Source organism: Bifidobacterium sp. ESL0820, assembly GCF_052606235.1.
In genome coordinates this window covers 1,055,599-1,077,694 of sequence record NZ_CP199594.1, presented here as the reverse complement: position 1 = coordinate 1,077,694, position 22,096 = coordinate 1,055,599, and the positions used below count along the sequence as shown (strand labels likewise).

At 62.5% G+C, this 22,096-nt stretch carries 13 protein-coding genes; 7 read left to right on the top strand and 6 right to left on the bottom strand.

The features are described from left to right. Positions 1-2 precede the first annotated feature (2 nt). Positions 3-1,559 (bottom strand): serine/threonine protein kinase, encoded by a 1,557-nt coding sequence (locus ACUIAH_RS04380; protein ID WP_445340461.1) that lies wholly within the window; start codon positions 1,557-1,559, stop codon positions 3-5. A gap of 172 nt (positions 1,560-1,731) precedes the next feature. Here ACUIAH_RS04380 and ACUIAH_RS04375 point away from each other — a divergent pair, with 172 nt between their 5' ends. The 7 genes from ACUIAH_RS04375 (at position 1,732) to ACUIAH_RS04345 (ending at position 16,054) form a co-directional block, all read left to right on the top strand. Continuing rightward, positions 1,732-6,222, top strand: a complete 4,491-nt coding sequence (locus ACUIAH_RS04375) for a PD-(D/E)XK nuclease family protein (RefSeq protein ID WP_445340460.1) — start codon at positions 1,732-1,734, stop codon at positions 6,220-6,222. After that, positions 6,219-10,259 carry a UvrD-helicase domain-containing protein gene (locus tag ACUIAH_RS04370; protein WP_445340459.1) on the top strand — a complete coding sequence of 1,347 codons (4,041 nt, stop codon included), beginning with the start codon at positions 6,219-6,221 and terminating at the stop codon, positions 10,257-10,259. Before ACUIAH_RS04375 ends, ACUIAH_RS04370 begins: the two co-directional genes overlap by 4 nt. A 127-nt stretch (positions 10,260-10,386) precedes the next feature. Then, entirely contained in the window at positions 10,387-11,127 is a 741-nt protein-coding gene (locus tag ACUIAH_RS04365; protein ID WP_445340458.1) for a GNAT family N-acetyltransferase, read from the top strand. Next, positions 11,114-12,424, top strand: coding sequence for an MFS transporter (locus ACUIAH_RS04360; RefSeq protein WP_445340457.1), 1,311 nt, complete (start codon positions 11,114-11,116; stop codon positions 12,422-12,424). Before ACUIAH_RS04365 ends, ACUIAH_RS04360 begins: the two co-directional genes overlap by 14 nt. Before the next feature lie 26 nt (positions 12,425-12,450). Beyond that, positions 12,451-13,188, top strand: a complete 738-nt coding sequence (gene dapB, locus ACUIAH_RS04355; RefSeq protein WP_445340456.1) for a 4-hydroxy-tetrahydrodipicolinate reductase — start codon at positions 12,451-12,453, stop codon at positions 13,186-13,188. Positions 13,189-13,228: 40 nt separating this feature from the next. Continuing rightward, positions 13,229-14,134 (top strand): 4-hydroxy-tetrahydrodipicolinate synthase, encoded by a 906-nt coding sequence (dapA, locus tag ACUIAH_RS04350; RefSeq protein WP_445340455.1) that lies wholly within the window; start codon positions 13,229-13,231, stop codon positions 14,132-14,134. A gap of 66 nt (positions 14,135-14,200) precedes the next feature. Continuing rightward, complete coding sequence (locus tag ACUIAH_RS04345) at positions 14,201-16,054, top strand: ribonuclease J (RefSeq protein ID WP_445340454.1); 1,854 nt, start codon at positions 14,201-14,203, stop codon at positions 16,052-16,054. Between the two features lie 87 nt (positions 16,055-16,141). Here the strand turns inward: ACUIAH_RS04345 and ACUIAH_RS04340 are convergent, their stop codons facing one another. The 5 genes from ACUIAH_RS04340 to ACUIAH_RS04320 all read right to left on the bottom strand — a co-directional run bounded on the left by ACUIAH_RS04340 (position 16,142) and on the right by ACUIAH_RS04320 (position 21,946). Then, on the bottom strand, positions 16,142-17,209 hold the full coding sequence (locus tag ACUIAH_RS04340; RefSeq protein ID WP_445340453.1) for a 2,3-butanediol dehydrogenase: 1,068 nt from the start codon (positions 17,207-17,209) through the stop codon (positions 16,142-16,144). A gap of 203 nt (positions 17,210-17,412) precedes the next feature. After that, entirely contained in the window at positions 17,413-18,297 is an 885-nt protein-coding gene (locus ACUIAH_RS04335) for a carbohydrate ABC transporter permease (RefSeq protein ID WP_144085558.1), read from the bottom strand. A gap of 33 nt (positions 18,298-18,330) precedes the next feature. Beyond that, a complete protein-coding gene (locus ACUIAH_RS04330) occupies positions 18,331-19,269 on the bottom strand; it encodes a carbohydrate ABC transporter permease (RefSeq protein WP_144085402.1) in 939 nt (312 codons plus the stop codon). A gap of 110 nt (positions 19,270-19,379) precedes the next feature. Continuing rightward, the gene (locus ACUIAH_RS04325) at positions 19,380-20,687 is read right to left on the bottom strand and encodes an ABC transporter substrate-binding protein (protein ID WP_445340452.1); all 1,308 of its coding nucleotides are present in this window, start codon (positions 20,685-20,687) and stop codon (positions 19,380-19,382) included. A gap of 185 nt (positions 20,688-20,872) precedes the next feature. Continuing rightward, positions 20,873-21,946: a LacI family DNA-binding transcriptional regulator gene (locus ACUIAH_RS04320; RefSeq protein WP_445340451.1), complete on the bottom strand. Its 1,074-nt coding sequence runs from the start codon at positions 21,944-21,946 to the stop codon at positions 20,873-20,875. Positions 21,947-22,096: the final 150 nt, after the last annotated feature.

Below are 22,096 nucleotides of genomic sequence, written 5' to 3'. Positions count from 1 at the left end.
GTTCACTGAACGGCGCAGATGATGGTCGGTTCCTGGGACATGCTCCGGTCGGCCCGCACCAGGGTGACGCTGATGCAGGTCTGGCCCCCCTGCGGATCGTCGATGCGGGCGGTCGGCTGTCGGGTCTGTACGCTGCGGCCACGATCTTCGGTGCCGCCCTGGTCCAAGGGATGCCAAACATAGCTGTCTCCCGGTTTGGGGTCGGGATTGGCCCAGGTGAAAACTGCCGTGGTGCCCTGGTAGCGGCCCTGACCCTGGGTGGGCGAGGGAACTGAGCCCTCCTGCAGGTCATGAGGGTCGCTCGAATCCGTCGGATCCGGGGACTGCGCCTGCTGGGTTTGGACCTGGGAGGAACCTGCAGCCGGCTGTGAACCTCGCTCGGATCCGTTTGGCAGGCCGACAACCAAGGCCCAGACCAGGGCAACGGCCAGGATGGCAGCGAGGATCAGCGCCAGAAGAATCACACGGCGGCGGCCGCCGGGAAACCGCCTAGCCTGGCTGCCTTCATGGTCAGTGACGGCCTCCCTGTCTTGTTGCAGGCGCGATTTTGAGCTGACCCCAGTCCCGGTCCAGGAGTGACCAGACTCCTTGCTTTTTGTCCGGCCTGCCATGGCTCCGCTATGGGCGTGCGAGCGTGCATCTCCCTCCGGATAGGGGGCGATTCCCTCGCCGATGAAGGGCGTCGCATGGCCGTAAAGCTGCTGCTGGACCTCCTGAAGAGCGCGGCCGAACTCCAGCGCCGAGTAGTAGCGGTCGTCCCGGTCATGGGCCATGGCCTTCTCCAGAACCGCAGCCAGCATAGGAGAGGCCTCACCCATGTGCAGAATCGGGGTTTCCGCTGTCAGGATCAGCTGGGCCAGGTGATCCTCATCCCTGGCCCGGTAGGCGTACTCGTAGGGGGAGCGGCCGGCCAGCATGCCGAAGAGCGAGGCGCCCAGGGAGTAGATGTCGCTGGCCTCGGACCCTCCCGAGCGGTTGGCCAGGACCTCCGGGGCCGCCCAGGGTATGGAAAGCCCGCCGGCCCGTTCGCCTCCATAGATGCCAGAGGAGATGCCGAAGTCGGCCAGGACGGGCAGGCCCTGGTCGGTGATCAGAAAGTTGCTGGGTTTGATGTCCCGGTGCAGGATCCCGCGTTCATGGGCGCAGCAGAGGGCCGAAGCCATGCGCACTCCCAGGTCCAGCACGCCTTCCTGATCCATGCCCCCCTTGAGCATGATGGTCTTGCAGCTGCCGCCCGGAGCGTATTCGAGCACCAGGCAATCCCGTCCGTCATCGCTGACCAGGGCCTGGTGGATGCTCAGGATGCAGGGATGGGTGGAGAGCTTGGCCAGGGTCTTGGCCTCGCGCAGAAAGAGCTGATGGGTCTGCTGGTCCATGCTGCCTTGGAGGGCCGCCTTGACCGCCACAGGTCGGTTGAGCCCCTCCTGCTCGTACAGGTAGACGGCGGCGGTGCCTCCCAGGTCCAGGGGTCGCAGGAGCCGCAGCCCGGGCAGCGCCGGCGCCTGGTCCATGGCTGGAACCGCACCCGGGCGCCGGGCCTGGGAACCATTCTGCTGCAAGGGACATCACCTCCTAAGGACTGTCTGGAAACTGCTATCCACGATAACAGCACGCCGTTCCCGATCAGGCATCGATTGAGCCTCCTGCGGACGGTTCAGGACCAGTGGGTTCCGGGCCTGCAGATGGACCATGCCGACCCCTATTCTTGTAGCTATGAGCAAGCAGCCACCGGTGGATCCGCAAGAGGCCATGGAACCGGTCCGCGCCCTTATCGGTGATCGGCTCCGGAACGAGGAGGGTCGGCCCGCCCGGGCCCTGGTGGTGGCCGGTCCCCCCCGCAGCGGCAAGACCAGGCTGGCCACCCGGGCCCTGCTGGCTGGCATGGAGCAGTTCGGCGACGGTGCCAGCATGGCCGTATCAGGTAGGACCGCGGCCGACCAGGTCAGCCGCCAGGTCATTCTTGAGCGGGGCAGGTCCGACCGCACCCGGCCTGTGGGCACCCTGCAGGCCCTGGCCTTCCGGCTGCTGACACGGTCCCGGCTGGCCCAGGGGGGCCACGATCCGCTCCTGCCCAGACTGCTCAACGGCGCTGAGGAGGATGCCCTGCTCAGGCAGGTCATGACCGTCCATCTGGAGCATGTACAGGCCGGGGATGACTGTGCGGTCTGCCGACTCCTGGAACGCTACTTCCGCAACGGGGCGGGCTGGTCGGCCGTCCTGGTTGGCGACGGTCAAGGACGGGTCGTAGGGGTCGCCGACAGGTTCATCGCCCAGCTGCGGGACATGTTCGCCCGCATGACGGAATTAGGCCTGGACAGGGGTGACCGGGACCAGCTTCTGGATGCCTTGGCCGTACAGCCCATGGATCCTGACCGTCGCGACCGGCTGGGCCTGCAGTGGCGGCTGGCTTTCGCCCTGGAAGATGAATATCGCCAGAGCATTACCGAGAGCTACCCGGACGAATTCCGTCTGGATCCCTCCATGCTTATGGTCGAAGCCTCCCGCAGCCTAGGCGGGCTGGCTGATGACGACCTGCCTGACCTGCTGGTCGTGGACGACTGGCAGGACATCACCCTGGCCGGGATGGGCCTCTTGCAGGGCTTGAACCAGGCTGGCTGCCGACTCCTTCTGGTGGGCAACCCCGATCAGTCGGTCCAGTCCTTCCGCGGCTCCTATCCTGAGTTTCTGGCCACTCGCCTAAAGGCCCTGTCCAAGCCCATGCCCGGCGCCGCCGCCCCTCTCCTGGCCCAGGACTTCGCCTGTCTGGGCGCTGCCACCGTGACCCTGAAACCCCGGAGGATGGTGGTTCCTGAAGCGGCCGCAGAGCATGCCGAAAGCGTCCAGGGCTCCTACGCCGATCTGGTGGCTGCCAGGGTCAGCCTGGGCATCGCCGGGGTTGAGGAGAGCGACACCCCTCTGCCCGACAGACCCGGCAAGCTGCCCGCCTGGCCCGGCGCCGGCCCGGTGGCGCCCCTGGCCGCCGGTGACAGCCTTATCTGCGACGGCAGCGTGCAGACCAGGCTCTTCCACACCCCTGACCAGGAGGACGATGACCTGGTTTGGCAGATCAAGCATGAGTTTCTGGCCAACGATCGTGACTGGAACGACATGGCCGTCATCGCCCACGACAACATGACCCTGCGCAACCTGGGCCGCAAGCTGCGCGTTCAGGGCGTGCCGGTGCGCTTCTCCTCGGTGACCCGTCCGCTCAGCCAGGAGCCCGCCATCCAGGGGCTCTTCGCCCTGGTCGAGCTGGCCCAATCGGCGCTGGACCCTGGCACCGCCGGAAGCGCCCCGGACGATCCCGCCCAGGTGGCAGCCTGGATCCGTTCGCGCCTGCGCACCCTGATGGCTGGCCCGCTCTTCCGGGTTCCCGCCACCGCCGCTCGTCAAGAGCGTCCCGTCAGGATGGAACGCCTGGAGTCCATCATGGAGACCATGGCCGCATTGGCCCCCCTGTCCGGCCAGCAGGGGAGCGATCCGGACTCATCAGGCTCCTTGGACGACCTGCCCCTCCTGGGACAGGCCTGGCAGGCCTGGGTCGAGGACCTGGCCGAGCGGCGGGCTCAAAGGGACCGTTCATCCGGCATCAGCGTCGATGACTCCCTGTTGACCAGGCACGATTCCGTCGAGCCAGGGGACGGGTCTGGTCTCTTCTCCGCCGCCTCGGCCCCAGACCAGCCGGTGGATCTGGGAGACCGGGATGGTCAACAGCCAGCAATTCTGTCGGTTCAGGCCCTGGAGACCCTGCTGGTCCTGGACCCGGATGACCGGTCCTCAGGGATCATTCTGGAGGCCATGACCGCCATCGCAGGAGGTCGCCGTGAGGATCCTGACGTTCAGGTCCTGGACAAGGCCCTGCAGGTTCTGCGCCTGACGGCCACACGCATCAGCGCCCTGGAGGACCGTCAGCCCCAATACGTGCTCTGGGAGGCCTGGCGGAGCCTGGACCTGGCCGACGACTGGCAGCGGCGGGCCCTGATGGCCACCCAGGAGGGTGAGGAGGCCAATGACCGTCTGGACGCGCTCATGCGGCTCTTCCAATACGCGGTCGGCTCCCGTCGTTTCCCCACGGTCGAGGCCTTCATGGACCAGGTGCGCACCATGCAGATCGAGGCCGACTCACTGGCGCGGATCGGGCCCATCGAGCACGCCGTCACCCTGACCACACCCGCCGGCGCCGCCGCCCTGGCCACTGACTGGCCCCTGGTCTGGCTGCCCGCCGTCCAGGACGGGGTCTGGCCCAATCTGATCCCCCGCGACACCATGTTCGGAGCCGAGGAGCTGGCCGATCTGGTCCTGCACGACCGCATCGGCGACCCCCTGGCGGACACGCTCAGCCATGATCCTGCCCTGCGCTCCATCCTCTACGCCGAGAAGAAGGGCTTCCTGGAGGCGCTGACCCGGGCCCGGACCCAGGTGCGCATCAGCGCGGTCTGGAACGATGACCTGGTTCCATCGGACTTCCTCTACGGCTATCTGCCTGAACGTTATCCGCGCACTGCAGATATGAGCCAGGCCGAGTTCAGCATGGTCGGCGCTGGCTCAGGCGGCAGTGAGCGCTACGGAGGGCTGGAGGTGTCTGCCAGGGGCCTGACGGCGGCCGCCCGGTCCATCCTGGCTGTCCAGGCGCTGCTTCCGGAAGATCAAGTCGACCGTGAGCGAGTGGACGATGCCGTGCAAGCCCTGCGGCTGCTGGCCGACCAGGGCCAGGATTCTGCCGATCCCCGGCATTGGCCTTTCCTCTATGACTATGGCCAGGATGGCGCTGCTGAGCCGGCCTCGGAGGAAGAAGTTCATACTGCACAGGCCGCCGAGTCAAGGGCCGTGGCCACCGCCACAGTTGTCACATCGGTTACTGAAAGGGACCATGCCCCTCGTTCTGCACACGCTTCCGTCAATCAAGTCGGGCAGGCGGATCAAACACAAAGCCGTGACCAGGGTCGTGACCATCGCCATGAGCACCGGTCCGACCGCCAGGTGGTTCTCCTTTCGCCCTCAGCGGTCGATGCCATCTGGAACTGTCCGCTGGAGTGGGCCCTGGGCGATCAGTTCTCCGGCCCTTCCCCATCCAGGGTGCCCACGGAGTTCGGTTCCCTGATTCACAAGGTGGCCAGCGAGGGCACAGCCCAGGGTCTGGACCGTCCCGGCCAGGGTGATCCTGACGCCCGCCAGCAGCCGGTGCGGGATGCGCTTTTGGACATCTACCAGGATCTGGCTCCCCAGGAACAGCGCCTGCGGGACCCTGACGAACTCTATGACCAGCGCGGTCGCAGCAGCAGGGTGGGGCCCATCCTGGACAACCTGGCCTCTTATTTCGTCCGCTCCTCGGATTCCGAATACGGCCTGGAGGGCAAGAGCCCGGTCCCGGTCGGCGACCTGCTGGGGGTCCAGAGCGAGCGTTCCTTCGACGTCAGCCTGTCCGTAGAGGACCTGGTCCCTCTTTGGAAAGCCACCTTCCCTGACAGGCCTCTGGATGCCGACGGGCTCTTCGCCCTGATGTCAGGCCTGGTCGACGGCTTCCCCGCAGCCCTGGATGCCAGGACGACGGTCAGGCTGACCGGCCGCATCGACCGTCTGGAGGTCAGGTCCCTGCCCGAGGGCATCCGTCTGCGGCTGGTGGACTACAAGACCGGCAGGGTCCCCTATACCCAGGGGCAGCTCTTCAACGACCTGCAGCTGGTCTGCTATCAGCTGGGACTGGCCTTCCCGCCCACGCCCGGCAGTAGTCCGGAGGTGGGGGCGGCCTGGAGCCTGTCGCAGGCCCCCGACCTGGAGAGGACCGAAAGTATGAGGCTGAGCCAGTCCCTGCTCCTGCAGCTGCAAGCCCCGCCCAAGGATGCGCAAACGGGCCTGCGCCGGGAGGAGATGGCCTATCAGCCGCCCCTGTTCGAGGGTGACAGGCTGGTCACTGTCGCTCAGCCCAGAACCGGCATGCCCTCCCCGCTCAAGTCCAAGGCCGAGCCTGCGGACCTGCCTGATCAGGTGCCGCCCGGGGTGGATGCGGACCTGTGGGCCATGGTCCGAGCCGCCAGGGTCTCCTCCCAGGCTGTATGGGGGCTGACCATGATAGCCAGGGTCTTCTTCGCTGCCGGGGTCAAACTGGCGGCTGGCCTGGATGACGCGGTCTTCGACCCTGCCCGTTGCCATCGGGCCGGCAATGGCCAGGAATGTCAGGCATGGCAACTGGTGGCGCCCAATCTACTGGAGGATCAGGAATGAAGCAGACTGCCGAACAGTCCGCCATCGTCGATGCGGATGTCAATGAGGATCTTCTGGTGGTGGCCGGCGCCGGCTCGGGCAAGACCATGACCATGACCAGCCGGATCATCGCCCTGATCCGCCGGGGAGTGCCCTCCGAGCAGATCCTGGGGCTGACCTTCACCCGCAAGGCCGCCTCCGAGCTTCAATCCAGGGTAGGAGCGGCGGTCATCCGACGCGACCAGGGCAGGGGCGCCTCGACCGTGGATCCCGAACGCAACTTCCTCAAGCCGACCGTGTCCACCTATGATGCCTTCTTCCAGTCCATCGTGCGCCAGTATGGCTTGCTGGTGGGCATGGACCAGGACACGCGTCCCCTGAGTTCGGCAGGGGCCTACCAGCTGGCCTCCCAGGTGGTCGCCGACCATCTGGATCTGATCTTTCCCGCTGGTTCCTCGGCGCAGGAGGGCGACTCCGACGACTTGGGCTCTGCGACCTTCTCGACCACCGTCAACCGGGTCCTGGCCCTGACCGGGGCGGTGACCACCTCCATGATCAGCAGCGACTGCCCTGATTTCGACCAGGCTGTGGAACGGATCCGCGCCTGGGACTGCGCCTTTGTGGATCGAGCGGACCAGCTCATCGGCGACCAGCCCGTGCCGGCCGCCGAGACCAAACCCAGCGGGACGCCGCCCAAGCGCAGCAAGAAGGAGACCGACGAGCACTATCAAGGCAAAATCAAGGCCTTCCAAGACAAGCGGCAGAGCATTCGCCTCTACCGGGTGGATGCCATGCGACGGGCGGTTCTGACACGCGAGAAGCTGCTGACCCTGGTCCAGGACTACCAGCGGGCCAAGCGTCAGGCCAACATGGCCGAGTTCGGCGACTTCACCCTGGCCGCCTTCCAGCTGGTCGAGCGTTTCCCCTCCATCAGCGCCCAGCTGCGTCGCCGCTACAGTCACGTTTTTCTGGACGAATACCAGGACACCTCCACCACCCAGGCCCTGCTGCTGGCGGCCATCTTCCATCCGCAGAATCGGCAGGAGGGCCGGGGGAGGGAGGAACAGGCTCCCGGCAGGTCGGCCGTGACCGCCGTGGGCGACCCCTTCCAGTCCATCTATGCCTGGCGCGGGGCCAGTCCCGGGGCCTTCCGCACCTTCCAGGCCCAGTTCGGCATGCTGGCCGACCGGCCCGCCTCCGGCGGCGGCCCTCTGTCTGGAGTGACGGCCTTTGGGCGCTCACAGGACCAGGATCCGCTGACCCTGTCACGCACCTTCCGCAACTCCAGCTGGGTGCTCAAGGCCGCCAACCAGCTGACCGTCCCCCTGCGCCATCGGGGCCAGGAGAGCCGGTCCGAAGCGGAACTGCGCGAGGTGGATGTGGCCAGGCTCCGTCCCCGTGAGGATGCCGACCCGGGTACCGTGGGCCTCTTGGGCTACAGTACCGGCGGTCAGGAGATTGATGGGGTGGTCAGGTTCGCCCTCAGGGCGCGCGAACTCTATGGCAACCGAGGCGACGCGCCGCACGTGGCTGTTCTCTTCCGCTCCAAGGCTGCCCTGCCCAGGTACCGCGAGGCCATGGAGGCTGCAGGGCTGAGCTGCCAGGTCGTCGGGTACTCCTCCCTCTTCGACCGACCCGAGGTCATGGATCTTAGAGCCCTGCTCTCCCTGGTCTGCGACCATACCGACAGCGATTCTCTGATGCGTCTGCTGGCCTCGGCCCGGTTCGGCATGGACGCGGCCGACCTGAGCGCTCTGGCCTCCCTGGCCGCCAAGGTCAATGAGGACAGCCAGTACCGGGCCCTGGTTAGGGCCGGCCTGGTCGAGTCCGACCCCGATCCGCGCCGCCGTCGCGAGGATCTGCACCGTTACCGTGACCAGGTTCCCAACGACGTTTTCCTGGTGGATTTGCTCCTGCGCGACGACCTGCCAGACCTCTTGAAGGGCTCCGGGCTCTCTGCCAGAGGGCGGGCCCTGGCCGCCGAGGCCGCCCGGGTCATCTGCCAGGTCCAGGCCGAGTCCTCGGCCCCCCTGCGCCAGGTGGTCATCGCCGCCATCCGTGCCTTGGATCTGGACGTGGACCTGGTGCTGGCCCGCTCCCTGGCCAATCCTGGACATCCTCTGGAGCCCAGCCAGGCCAAGGCGGGCATCCAAGCCCTGCTGGATCAGGTGGATGTCTACCTGTCCGAGCTGCCCCAAGGCCTGGGGCCCAGCCTGCGCGGGTTCGTCTCCTGGCTGTCATCCCTGGACCAGAGTCCCGAAATGCCTACTGACGGGGACGACCGCCATGCCGATGTGGCCCTGATGACCGTCCACCAGGCCAAGGGACTGGAGTGGGATGCCGTGGCGGTTGTCGGGCTCAAGCGTGGAGCCTTCCCCAGCAGCCAGGGCGACCGGCTCACGGTCAAGCCCGACTCGGACCGGCCGGTGGTCCAATCCCCGGATGGCCCGGTCTACCAGTACAACTGCACGGCCCGTACCTGGCTGGTCGATCCCGAGTCCGTGCCGGTGCCGGTGCGGGCTGATGCCATGATTCTGCCCCGCTTTCCCCACGACGCCCCCCTGGGAGCTGACCCTGAAGACCTGCTGGGTCGGCTGGACCTTGCGGGCCTGGAGGAGGAGGCCATGGGCCTGTCTCGGGAGAGCGGGCTGGATGACCAGGCGCGCCCGGTCCGGGCCGATGCCATAGCCCCTTCTCAGCGCGAACAGTACGGCCGTCGGCTGCTGGACGACGAGCGGCGGCTGATCTATGTGGCGGCGACCAGGGCCCGACATGACCTGCTGCTGACCTTCAGCCAGGATTCCCAGGCGGAGTCTGCGGCCCTGAACACGCCAGCTCCAGACCCGGATAAGGCCTCCAACTTCTGGACCGAGCTGGCGGAGCTTTTCCAGGAAGAGCCCGATGCGGTCAAGCTGGAGCAGGCAGAGGATGCGCAGGAGGGCCAGTCAACGCCGCCCTTGGGGCTCTTTGTCGGTGAGCACGCCCAATCCTACCGCCAGGCCATTGTCGATCGTGCCCTGGAAGAGGTGGACCAGGTCGCTGCCCGCGACGGCCAGCGTGACCAGGCGCTCTGGCCTCCGGTGCTCAATGCGCGGACCCGTGAAGCCCTGGATCGCTCGGCCGCCTGGGTGCGCGCCGGGGAACCGGGCGACCCCGCAGTTGATGAGGAGGGCGATGGCGGGCTCTACGCCAATGCGGTCCGCGTCCTGCAGGTCAGCACGGGTCGTCTGGGTGTCGCTGATGACCAGCTGCTCACGGATCTGGATCTGCTGCGGCGCACCGGCCGACGGATCCTGGGGCATGGGGCTAGCAGCGTCACTGCCATTCAGGCTGGTTCGGCAGGGGGCGACCCCAAGATGGAGAGGGATTACTGGCAGGGGCTGGTCAGACCCATACCCCAGGTGGCCTCCCCGCAGGCTGAGGCGGGCACCCGCTTCCATGACTGGGCCAGACGCTTCATCCTGCCCGAGATTTCCGACCCTCAAGGACTGGTGGACCTGCCCGATCAGGCGGAAGCGCCGAATCTGCTCGATGGTCCGCTGGGTCCCGGGGCCATGGCTGAGCGGGCGCGCATGCTGGCCGGGCTTGACCAGGAGCAGGGGTCTCTGGATCCCCAGGCCGATCCCGTGCAGGCCCGTCTGCTGACCTGGGAGCAGCGGCTGGCTGAGTCTGACTGGGCCAAGCGCACCCCTGTCTGGGTGGAACGGCCCATCGTGGCGGTGTTGGCAGGCCAAATCGTCAAGGGCAAGCTGGATGCCGTCTTCGCAGGCGGACTGGACCCTGATCGCCCGGATCTGCGCTACACCATCGTGGACTGGAAGACCGGTGCCCGACCGCACGGTGAGGAGTCGACCAACCGCCGTCTGGTCCAGCTGGACTTCTACCGGCTGCTCCTGTCACGCTTGGAGGGTATCGGCTTGTCGACCATCGACGCCTGCCTTTATTATGTAAGCGAAGACCGGCCCCAGGATCGACTCATCAGGGCCCGTGCCAGGACCGAAGAAGAAATTCTCGCATCCCTGGCCGAGGGCATACCCGAGCAGTCGGACGAGGACTGAGTCTGCGGCAGACCCCGCCGGATAAGGCGATGGGTGCCGCGCATCAGCAATCATGAACAGCAGGCGATCGGCAGACGGCCAAGTGCCGTCGTTGGGCCGGGCACGCCCGAATGGAGCAATGAGACAGATGACAACGTCCAGTATTCACGACCAGGCCTCCGGGCGGAGGGGGAGCGTGGAAATACGACCCATGGTCTGGGCGGATATGCCCGACCTGGTGGGGACTTTCGACGCTACTTGGAAGGTGCAGGAGGATCCCGAGGGGACTGTGTCCCGGCTGAGTGCCGCCCACTTCATCCTGCATTATCTGGTGGGTGCCACCAGGGCCCGGATAGCTGTCGATGGGCAGGACTTTCTGGGGGTGACCCTGCTGGCCGAGGGGGTTGGCGAACTGTGCTTCCCCCAGGCGCAAGAGGAACTGGAGCGAGTGGACCAGCAGCTGTCTGCCACAACCTTGGGCGCCCAGACCCTGGACCGGGCCCGCCAGTGGCAGCTGACCGAGGTCAGGCTGGAGGAGCAGTGTGGCCTGGCGGTCTCGCCCCAGGCTGAGTTGAGGCTCTTCCTGGTCTCCAGCCGTGCCCGGGGACGAGGCGTAGGCGGCGCCCTGTGGCGTGACACCCTGGAGCATCTGGACCAGGCGGGCATTGAGCGCTTCTACCTGCACACGGATTCCTCCTGCGACGTGGGCTTCTACGACCATCAGGGCATGGAGCGGCTGGCCGAGCTCAAGGGCCGGGACCATGCGGCCTTCGCCGGTCGCGACCCCTCCGACGATCCGCAGTTCTTCGAGGGGATCGACGACATCTTCATCTACGGCGCCCGCGTGAGCGACCAGCTGGGCAAGGACGGTGATCATGGCGGCCGCTAAATCCCCCTTCCTGCGCCTGTTCACCTACCCGGGCGCCGCCGGTTTCTGCCTGTCGGCCGTCCTGGCCCGTCTGCCCCTGGGCATGATGGGTCTGGGCATCGTGCTGGCCCTGAACAACATCTATGACAACTGGACCTCGGCCGGGCTGATGAGTGCCGTCTACACGCTCTGCGCGGCCCTGGTCACCCCCTTCTACGCGCGCTTGTTCGACCGGTTCGGCCAGCGTCGGGTCGGGGTGACCGCCCTGATCGTACAGGCTCTGGCCATCCTAGGATTCGCCGTGGGGGCCATGCGCCGGGTTCCCCTGGGAGTACTCTTTGTGCTGGCGGCCCTGATGGGCCTGACCCAGTTCGCCTTCGGAGCCCTGGTGCGCACCCGCTGGGCCTGGGTGCTGCGCGACGACAAGACCAATCTGCTCAACACCGCCTATGCCCTGGAGTCAGGCTTGGACGAGTGCGTCTTCATCCTGGGACCCATCCTCTCCGCCTACCTGGCCACCTCGGTCAGCCCGGTTTCCCAGCTCTACCTGCCCGCTCTGGCCCTGCTGGTCGGCGGGCTGACCTTCTTCGCCATGCGTTCCACCGAGCCTCCGGCCGTCGTTCGCATGGAGGCCGTCAGCCAGTCTGCAGCGGATCATTCCCCGGTGGACGCCCATGGGGACGTCCTGCCAAGCGACACTGACGGTCACCAGGGCTCTCGTTCGGCTCTGGTCTACCCGGGCATCCTTCTGCTGGTGGTGATCTTCGTCGTCTTCAACATGAGCTTCTCGGCGGTGGACGTCTCGGTGACCGCCCTGACCAAGTCCATGGGACGAGAGGGTGCGGTAGGCCTGCAGCTGGCCCTGTTCGCCCTGGGCTCCCTCTGCGGAGCGCTGATCTTCGGCTCGGTCAAGCTCAAAGGATCCCGCTGGCGCTATCTGACGACCTTCCTGGTGCTGCTGACCCTGGGCTACGTGGTCTTCCGCCTGGTCATGGACAACCTGGTCCTGCTGGGTCTGGCCGAGGTGCTGACCGGCCTGTGCGTCTCGCCCATCTTCGCCACCGGCAACCTGATCGTGCGCGAGAACGTGGATGCCCGCGCCCTGACCGAGGGGCTCTCCTGGCTGTCCACAGGCGGATCCATTGGCACCTCCCTGGGATCAACCCTGGCCGGAGTCGCCCTGGATCAGTTCGGGCCTCACGGCGGCATGACCATTCCGGCGGTGGTCACCTGCTGCGCTGTCCCCTTGGCGCTGCTGGGCTGGGCCAGGAGCCGCAGGAGGGGTATGGTCGTGGAAAAGACCGAAAATGCACAGTGAATGAACAGTGAAGAAGGAGGCAGCCGATGATCCGCGTATCGGTGCTGGGTGCAGGCGGACGCATGGGAACCGAGGTGGTGCGTGCTCTGAAGGGCGCGCAGGATATGCAGACGGCCCTGCTGCTGGGGCCGGATGACGATCCGTCGTCCATCAATCCGAGCAACACGGATGTGGCGGTCGACTTCACCAGCCCCGATGCCGTCCTCGCCAATACCCTGACCCTGATAGAGCAGGGGGTCCACTCGGTCATCGGCACCACCGGCTGGACCAAGGAGCGTCTGGACCAGGTCAGGCAGGCCTTGGACGGCCATCCCGGGCTCAGTGTCTTCATCGCTCCCAACTTCGCCATCTCCGCAGTGCTGGCCGACCGGTTCGCAGCCATGGCTGCCCGTTACTTCGAGTCAGCCGAGGTGGTCGAGATGCACCATCCTGACAAGGTCGATGCCCCTTCCGGCACGGCTCTGGGGACCGCTGCCGCCATCGCCGAGGCCCGCCGTCAGGCTGGGATGGGTCCCATGCCCGACGCGACCCAGCAGGCTGATGCTTCCAGGGGCCGGGTGGTTGACGGTGTCCATGTCCACGCCGTCCGGCTGCGGGGCCTGAACGCGCACGAGGAGATCCTCATGGGCAACCCCGGCGAGCAGCTGACCATCCGCGCAGACAGCTTCGAGCGTGTCTCCTTCATGCCCGGAGTTCTCCTGGCCGTGCGCCGTGCTGGAAGCATTCCAGGACTGACCGTGGGCCTGGACCACTACCTGTTCTGATATCCGCAAGAGCGTCCCCATCTGCAAGTAGCGTGAAGATATGACTGAGACCGTTACCCATCTGCTTCCTTCTGCACCCTTCGGACGGGTGATCCCCGCCATGATCACGCCTATGAATAAGGACGGATCCGTGGATTACGAGGCTGCCGCCAATCTGGCCCGCACCTTGGTGGCCGATGGGGCCGACGGCATTCTGGTCAACGGCACCACAGGCGAGTCTCCCGTCACCCATATGGAGGAGAAGGTCAACCTGGTCAGGGCCGTCAAGGATGCTGTCGATGTGCCCGTCATCTCCGGAGCTGGCTCCAATGACACAGCGCACACGGTACGCATGGTGGAGATGACCCAGGAGGCCGGGGCCGATGCCCTGCTGGTGGTCATGCCCTACTACTCGCGGCCCTCCCAGGACGGGGTGGTGGCCCACTTCCGCTCGGTCTGCCAGTCGGCTCAGCGACCGATCATTCTCTACGATGTGCCCGGGCGGACCGGACTGCACGTCGAGCTGGACACCTACCGGCGGCTGGCTGAGCTGGATGGGATCGCAGCCGTCAAGGATGCCACGGGCGACCTGGCCTCCATGACCCGCAAGCGCCAGGAGACCGGCCTGACCTGGTATTCAGGCGACGACGGGCTCTATCTGCCTTTCCTGGCCCTGGGCGCGGTCGGCGTCATCTCGGTCATCGCTCATGTGGCATCCGGGCCCATGAAGCGTCTGGCCGACGACTTCGATGCAGGCGATCTGAATGGCGCAAGGGAACTGGCCGCACGTCTGGATCCGCTGGTCCAGGCTCTGAACGGTCAGGGTCAGCAGGCCGTCATGGCCAAGGCCGCTCTGAAGGTGGCAGGCAGACTGGATCAGACGGCCATGAGGCTGCCCAATCTGGGTCCCGATGAGGACCAGGTGTCTCTCGCCCGCAAGGGAATGAAGGCCGCGGGGCTGATCTGAATCAGTCCTGAAAGCAACGTCGCCCCTGTATAGGCAGGGGCACAGATGATAGAAACACAAGTGACAATGGCAAGAAAACAAGAAGAATCAAATACGACCGGCAAGAGCAGAAACCGTCGGTCCTCCTCCAAGAACGGCAAGCAGGGGTCAGGCAGGTCCCGGGGCGAATCCCGCAGCCGCCGCAACGGCGCCATCGCCCGCGGCAAGGGGACCCAGACCGAGCAGCATCTGGTGGCGCCTCCCAAGTACCGCAAGGGATCCATGCGCATCGTTCCCCTGGGTGGCCTAGGCGAGATCGGCCGGAACATGAATGTGATCGAGTACAACGGCCACATCCTGCTGATCGACTGCGGCGTGCTTTTCCCTGAGGTGGAGCAGCCGGGCGTGGACCTGATCCTGCCCGACTTCAGCTACATCAAGGACAAGCTGGACCAGGTGGACGCCCTGGTGCTGACCCACGGGCATGAGGACCATATCGGCGGCGTGCCCTACCTGCTCAAGCTGCGTCCGGACATCCCCCTGATCGGTTCCAAGCTGACCCTGGGATTCGTCGATGCCAAGTGCGAGGAGCACCATCTCAAGCCCACCGAGGTGGAGGTCAAGGGTCGCGACAAGCTCAAGGTAGGCCCCTTCAACCTGGAGTTCGTGGCGGTCACCCACTCCATTCCTGACGCCCTGGCCGTCTCGGTGCGCACTCCGGCGGGTCATATCATCGACACCGGCGATATGAAGATCGACCCGCTGCCTTTGGATCACAGGCTGACCGACCTGCGGGAGTTCGCCAAGCTGGGCGAGTCCGGCGTGGACCTGCTCATGGTCGATTCAACCAACGCCGAGGTCCCCGGCTTCGTCAAGCCAGAGATCTCCATCGCCCCCGCCTTGGACAAGGCCTTCGCCGAGGCCCAGCGCAAGATCATCGTGGCCTCCTTCTCCAGCCACGTCCACCGGGTGCAGCAGGTGGTCGACGCCGCCCACAAGTTCGGCCGCAAGGTGGTCTTCGCCGGCCGGTCCATGGTCCGCAACATGTCCATCGCCTCCGACCTGGGCTACCTGCACCTGCCCGAGGACACCGTGGTCGACCTCAAGGATGCCCACAGCATTCCTGATGAGAAGATCGTCTACATGTGCACCGGATCCCAGGGCGAGCCCATGGCGGCTCTGGGCCGCATCGCCGACGGGACCCACCGTGACATCACCATCAATGAGTTCGACACGGTCATCCTGGCCAGTTCGCTGATCCCCGGCAACGAGCATGAGGTCTACAAGGTCATCAACAAGCTGGTGCGCCTGGGCGCCAAGGTGGTCAACCGCGACAACGCGGCCATCCACGTCTCCGGCCACTCCGACGAGGGCGAGCTCCTGCACTTCTACAACATCGTGCAGCCCAAGTGCGCCATGCCCATCCACGGCGAGAACCGGCACCTGGTGGCCAATGGACTGATTGCCGTCAAGACCGGCGTGGATCCGCAGAACGTGGTCCTGGCCGAGGACGGCGACGTGGTGGACCTCTACCATGGCCAGGCCGCTGTGGTCGGATCCGTGCCCTGCGGATACGTCTATGTGGACGGCGACTCCGTGGGCCAGCTGACCGACGACGAGCTGGAGCAGCGCCGGATTCTGGGCACCGAGGGCTTCGTCTCCGCCTTCGCCGTGGTCGACACCGAGACCAGCAAGGTTGTCTCCGGCCCCAAGCTCTACCTGAACGCCGTGGCCGAGGACGAGAGCGAGTTCAAGTCCATCAACGCCCAGATTGTCGATCAGCTTGAGGATGCCATGTCCAAGGGAACCACCGGCACCTACCAGCTCCAGCAGATGATGCGCCGCACCCTGGGCGGCTGGATCTCACGCAAGCTGCACCGCCGGCCCATGATCGTGCCCGTGGTGGCCGACATCGCCACCGACGTGCAGCCGCAGGACTGACGCCACTGCCCGCATACTGATACCGAAGGCTCCGGTCGCCCAGATGGACGGCCGGAGCCTTCAGTGTTATCAGTAAATAGGGAGCGTTTACATGCTCACGATGATCTTGACGTGGTTTTCCGCGTCCTCACGCAGCTGGCGGAACCCCTTGTCCACGATGTCCTCGACCTTGATCCGGTCGGTGATGAAAGTGGACAGGTCGATGTTCCGGTCATGGATGAGCTTGATGGCGTCAGGATGGTCGTTGGCGTATCCCATGGTACCGCGGATGAACTTCTCGCCGAAGCCCAGCTCTTTGGTCAGGTTCAGCGTAATGGGCTTGCCATGCAGGGCTACGACCATGAGCCCGCCAGTGGCCTTCAGGGCCTCCAAAAGCTGGTGGTCGACCGGCTCGGCTCCAGCTGCATCGAAGGCCAGATCGGCCCCGGCTTCGTCGGTCTCGCGGCGGACCCGCTCCGCCAGGTCCTCCTTGCTGGGATCGACCACAATGTCGGCCGAATGGGACTGCAAGGCCTTCTCCTTACGGGCCGAGGAGAGCTCGGACATGATCACCCGGACTCCCTTCGCCCGCAGGATGGTGCCGATGAGCAACCCCACTGGCCCGGCGCCGCCGACCACTGCGGTCTGTCCTTCTTGGGGATCCATGGCGCGGATGGCGTGATGGGCCACGGCGAAGGGCTCGATCATGGCAGCCTGGTCCAGGGGGATGTCGCCCACGGGGAAGACGTGCTCTGCCGGAACCACGATGTGTTCGCTGAGTCCGCCGCCGCCTCCGTTGATGCCGATGCCGGCCAGCTTGTCGCAGTCATTGTAGTTGCCGGCCTTGCAGGCTGGGCATTCGCCGCAGGCGATTTCGGCCTCGACCACCACCGAGTCGCCCACTTTCATGTCAGTGTGCACGTCGTCGGCGATGGCCTCGACGGTACCAGAGATCTCATGGCCGAAAACTACCGGCAGGGTCTCTCCCGTCAGGGGATGTGGATGGTCGGGCGAATTGCCTCCCCCGTTGACTGCTCCGTCGTAGTACAGATGGACATCGGAACCGCAGATACCGGTGAAGGCGGGGTGGATCTTGATGGTCCCGGGTTTGAGCTCAGGCTCGGGCACGTCCTCCAGACGCACATCTTCCTTGCCGTAGTACATCAACGCTTTCATATCGTATATCCTCTCTGATATGCGTATAGATCCTGCACGGACGCAGTTGAATACCCAACATGACATCCTTGCTGGTAGGTGACGCTCCTTCGTTGGAGACCACCTGATTCCTATATTACCGCTGATATGCAGCCCCAGTAATGGGAGTTTTGGGACGGTTCCCGATGAGGGGATCGTCCCAAATGCAACAGAAGAAGCGTCGTCTACTTGACAGCGCCTGCTACGATCCCTTGGTTGAGCTTGCGCTGGAAGATCACGTAGAAGATGATGGTCGGGATGATGCTGAGCAGTGAAGCTGCAGCCAGGGAAGTAGCATCCATGGTGTGCTGTCCCTGAATGGTGGCCAAGGCCAGAGGGACGGTTTGCACTGAGTCGTCCATGAGGAAAGCCATGGGAATCATGTACTCGTTCCAGGTCCATACGAAGAAGAACACGAACAGTACGCTGATGGTTGGCCACGAGATGGGAAGGACGATCTTGCTCAGCACCTGTCGGCGGTTGGCGCCATCTATGGAGGCTGCTTCAAGAATGGCTTGTGGGAAAGTGCCATATACCGCCGAGAGAAGATAGGTGCCGTATGCGCTCTGAATCACGGTGAAAATGATGATTATGGAGAGCTGAGTGTTATAGAGACCGATGTCTTTAAAGACGGTATAGAGCGGGTAGAGCAAGGACTCTTGAGGCAGCATATTGGCCAGCATAATCAAGAGTATGATCCACCGGTTACCTTTGACGCGCCCGATGCCCAGGGCGAACGAGTTGAGAACCGAGAGTACAACCCCCATCACTGCGACAACAAGAGAGATAACCAAGCTGTTGACAAATTTCATGGGGAAGTTGCTGCTGACCCAGAAAGATGTGATGCCGCTCATTGTCGGGTGCGCTGGAAGAGAGAGCGGCCCTGTTGCGTTATAGTCTCCGATGGTCTTAAAGGCATTCATGGCCAAGATGAGCAGAGGGAAGAGCATGATGACCGCGCCCAGAACAAGGAGGATCAGAGCCAGCCAGTTGCCCCAACTACGAATATGCTTGCTTTTCTTGTCATTGGATGTGATTGGAAGTGTAGAGCCTGACTGTTCGGTTACCATTTCCGCATTTGCTTGTGTCATGGTTTCCCCTCTCTAGTCCATGTTCTTTTCGACGCGTCCCTGAATCAGGGTGAACACGATAGAAAAGACGATGATCACAATGGTCAGAGCTGTGGAGATTGCAGCACCGTAACCCACTTGATGAAGTTGGAAGAACTGATTGTAAGAGTAGTAGGAAGGCACAATGGTGCTTGTGCCGGGTCCGCCCTTGGTCAGCAGGTAGACTGGCCCGAAGGTTTTCAAGGCTCCAATGGTGGCGGTCAGAATGACTACCAGGAGTTCTGGGATAATGGATGGGAGGGTTACTACTCTGAACTTCTGCCACCAGTTGGCCCCATCTAGGCTGGCGGCTTCGTAGAGTTCGGGGTCAACGCGCTGCAGCCCGGACATGAAGATGACAATTGGGTAGCCCAGCTGTATCCAGATCAAGATGAACATGAGTACGGGCAATGCGCTGCCTGGGTCTCCCAGCCAGTTGTGCTGGAGACCGCCAAGTCCTATTTTTTGTAAGAGTGCGTTGAAAGCGCCGTCCTCCGGCCGGAAGATCCACCCCATAATGATGGAAGCCACCGCGACTGGAAGCAGCTGGGGAAGATAGTAGAGTGCCCTGATGAAAGAAGCACTGCCGGAGTTGAACTTTTTCTGAATCACATCTGTCAGGACAGATGAAATAAGCAGGCCCAAAATAGTGGGAATGACGACTATTGCCACGATGATCCAGAAAGAGTTGATGAACGATTTCCAGAAAGTCGCGTCACCGATCAGTCGTTGCCAGTTGTGCAGGCCCACGAATCGAACCGGGCCGACACCCCGCCAGCGCGTAAAGCTGAGATAGATATTCCAGATAAAAGGAACAATGATGATTACAGCCAAGGACAATATCCCTGGAATCAGATAGGGGATGAACTTGGTCGATTTGTTGCCGGGCAGTCTTGACGCTGTCGACTGTTTACTGCTAGCGCCTTGGGACATGGCAGCCTCCCGATCTCCTTATTTGCTAGTTAATATTGGGAAGGATGGACGGTGCTTTCCGAACATGACAAGCACCGTCCAGCCCAGATAATGATTGGATTGCGTAGAGCCTAGTCCTTAACATCCATGTCTTTGACGCCTGAAGTGTAGGCATCCTTAATGGCGTTCAGGGTTTGATCTGGGTTCTTGGTGCCATTGACAAGCTCCTGAAGGGCGGCAGGCATGGCATCTGTCAGATTGGCAGCTGGGTAATCAGGGTAATAGGAGAGTGCGTTCTTCTTGGAGAATTTTGTGTACTCTTCGGCCATGGCCTTGTTCTTGGGGTTGTCGATGCTGTTGTTATCTGCGGCAACAGGGATTCCACCATGCTTGGCGATTCCATTCTGCTCTTTTTTAGACAGAACGATGTCGATCAGCTGAGCGGCCAGTTCCTTATGTTTGCTCTTCTCAGGAATGGTCAGCAGATTGCCGGTGCATCCCTGGGCGAACTTGGAACCAGGCAGAATAGAGGCATCCCAGTCGAAGTTCTTAATCTGCTCCACAAAACGACCTTGGTTCCAAGTGCCGGTCTGGTAAATCGGGTAATCGCCCTTGATGAAGGAAGTTGTGGTGTCCTCGGCCTTGAGACCGGTGGCATTACGGGAGATGTATCCTTTGTTCAACCAATCATTCAAAGTCTCGGTGGCATAGGAAAGGGCTGGATCTTTCCAATTTACCGGGTGCTTATACATCTGCCAATCTTGAATCAAGCCTTTATCTGCCTTGGTAGAGACCAACTGCCACCAGAGCCAGAGCACGCCGAACTCACCGGCATCAGCTGCGATGGGTGTAACGCCTGCATCCTTGAACTTTTGGCAGGCTTCCTCGAACTCGGCTAGAGTGGTCGGTTCCTTGATGTTGTGCTTGGCAAACAGATCCTTGTTGTAGTAGACGCGCTGGTACTCGGCATAATTGGGGGCACCGTACCAAGTATCGCCGTCCATAACACCTTTGTCGTTGTACCTGGCCATGGAGGAATCTGCTTTGGTCACTTTCTTGTCCCACCCATACTTCTTGACATAGGGGCCCAAGTCGCTGAGGAGTCCCATGGAGGAGAGCATGCCAGCGCTGCCGTTTCCTCTATTGGACTCCATAATGTCTGGAGCTTGGTCAGAATTCAGGAATTGGCTGCTGTTCTGTGCGATCTGGGCGAAGGACTTGACTTCGAATTTGACCTTGACCCCTGTCTTCTTCGTAAAATCGGCTGCAGCTTCTTTCCAAGCCATGGTTTGAGCGGAGGTCTCTTTGTCATAGTGCCAGAAGGAAATGCTCTCTGGCTTTTGTTCTTCCGACTGACTTCCGCCGCTCCCGCATGCTGCCAAGGTCGCTACGGTCGATGCGGCAACTAATAAAGTAGCTAGCGCTTTCTTCATTCTCATTATTCTTCACTTTCCTTTTTGCGTTTGACGAAAACTAATCTGTGGTCGAAACGTTTCGATTCAAAAAAATATACCTCCCTATTTGTGATATTTATGGACATAAACTTGTGAATATCGGTCGGAACTTATAAGACTGAGGAGCTTCATCGCTTTGCCTCGTTGATGCAAGGTGCTGAATGATTATTTCATACTGTACCTCCTTCAGTCAGGGACTGAACGCTGGCCAAGGAACCACGATCGACCAGTTCTGGCTCAAATAGACGGACAGCTCCCCGTATATCGCGTTTATCTTCGATGGCATTCCGCAGAATGCTGACGGCTCCGGTGCACAGTTTGCCAGGGGTAAATGGGATTTCACTGATGGGCTGATGAACAAGTTCCTTTTCCAAGTAGGTTCCACAGGAAAGAACAGAACAGTCATCTGGTATAGAGATTCCGGCATTCTGCATGGAATCCAAAACGGCATTGAGTATATCCGAGCCGGACTGATTGATAAGGGCTGTGGGATGTTCTGAACCGTTGATAATCCTATGGGTAAATTGATCAGCATCGAAGTTGTGATGATCCACCTTTTCCGATTCGATCAACGTAATACCTAGAGCTTGTGTCTCCTTGAGAAGTGCTTCGTAGAACAGAATCATGTAACCCGCTCCGCGCTGATAGTCCTCTTCCAGGCCCCTGAGAAAGGCGATGGTACGGTGTCCAAGGCGGTAGAGGGTTTGTGCGGCCATTTGTCCCATTTTAGTGAAGTCGATGTCAATACAGGCACAGTCCTGATGCTCGACAGGGTAGCCGATGGCCACACATGGCTTGCTATACAGATGAGCTAGCGCGGCCCGTTGATCGTTGTGCATCAAGTCGAGAAGGATTACCCCTTCGACTAGATTGCTGCCCGTCACTCGTTGGATGTCGATCACAGCGTCTTCGCTGGTCAATATAAGTACATCGTACCCAGCGTCCTTAGCCTGCTTGGCGGTTTCCAGAAAATACGCATTGTATTGGGTCTGGTTCATTTCATCGCGGATGGGCTCACTTATAGCAATGATCCGATTATGTCCGCCCCGCAGGCGCTGCGCGCTGGCATTTGGAATGTAGCCCAGCTCTTCTACTGCTTGACGAACTTTTTCAGCGGTTTTCGGAGAAATGGAGCGTTTGCCGGAAAAGACATACGAGACTGTACTCACGGATACTCCGGCCAGTCGAGCCACATCCTTTATGCCAGGCATCTCCACCTCGTTGTTTATGCTTACGATCATCATCGAAACGTTTCAACAAGTTACGATAGCATACCTTACCGTAACAAGTCAATATGCATAGAATCATGCTTGTGTTGACGCGAAATAGCCAATTCATGGCTGAGGTATAGAAGGACCTCGCCATGCTTATCAAGAGGATCACTGCGACGAACG

Coding starts and splice junctions, on each gene's coding strand:
- ACUIAH_RS04335 (WP_144085558.1), bottom strand. CDS start 18,297: ATGGTAACCGAACAGTCAGGCTCTACACTTCCAATCACATCCAATGAC.
- ACUIAH_RS04325 (WP_445340452.1), bottom strand. CDS start 20,687: ATGAGAATGAAGAAAGCGCTAGCTACTTTATTAGTTGCCGCATCGACC.
- ACUIAH_RS04320 (WP_445340451.1), bottom strand. CDS start 21,946: ATGATGATCGTAAGCATAAACAACGAGGTGGAGATGCCTGGCATAAAG.
- ACUIAH_RS04365 (WP_445340458.1), top strand. CDS start 10,387: ATGACAACGTCCAGTATTCACGACCAGGCCTCCGGGCGGAGGGGGAGC.
- ACUIAH_RS04360 (WP_445340457.1), top strand. CDS start 11,114: ATGGCGGCCGCTAAATCCCCCTTCCTGCGCCTGTTCACCTACCCGGGC.
- ACUIAH_RS04370 (WP_445340459.1), top strand. CDS start 6,219: ATGAAGCAGACTGCCGAACAGTCCGCCATCGTCGATGCGGATGTCAAT.
- dapB (WP_445340456.1), top strand. CDS start 12,451: ATGATCCGCGTATCGGTGCTGGGTGCAGGCGGACGCATGGGAACCGAG.
- dapA (WP_445340455.1), top strand. CDS start 13,229: ATGACTGAGACCGTTACCCATCTGCTTCCTTCTGCACCCTTCGGACGG.
- ACUIAH_RS04345 (WP_445340454.1), top strand. CDS start 14,201: ATGGCAAGAAAACAAGAAGAATCAAATACGACCGGCAAGAGCAGAAAC.
- ACUIAH_RS04330 (WP_144085402.1), bottom strand. CDS start 19,269: ATGTCCCAAGGCGCTAGCAGTAAACAGTCGACAGCGTCAAGACTGCCC.
- ACUIAH_RS04340 (WP_445340453.1), bottom strand. CDS start 17,209: ATGAAAGCGTTGATGTACTACGGCAAGGAAGATGTGCGTCTGGAGGAC.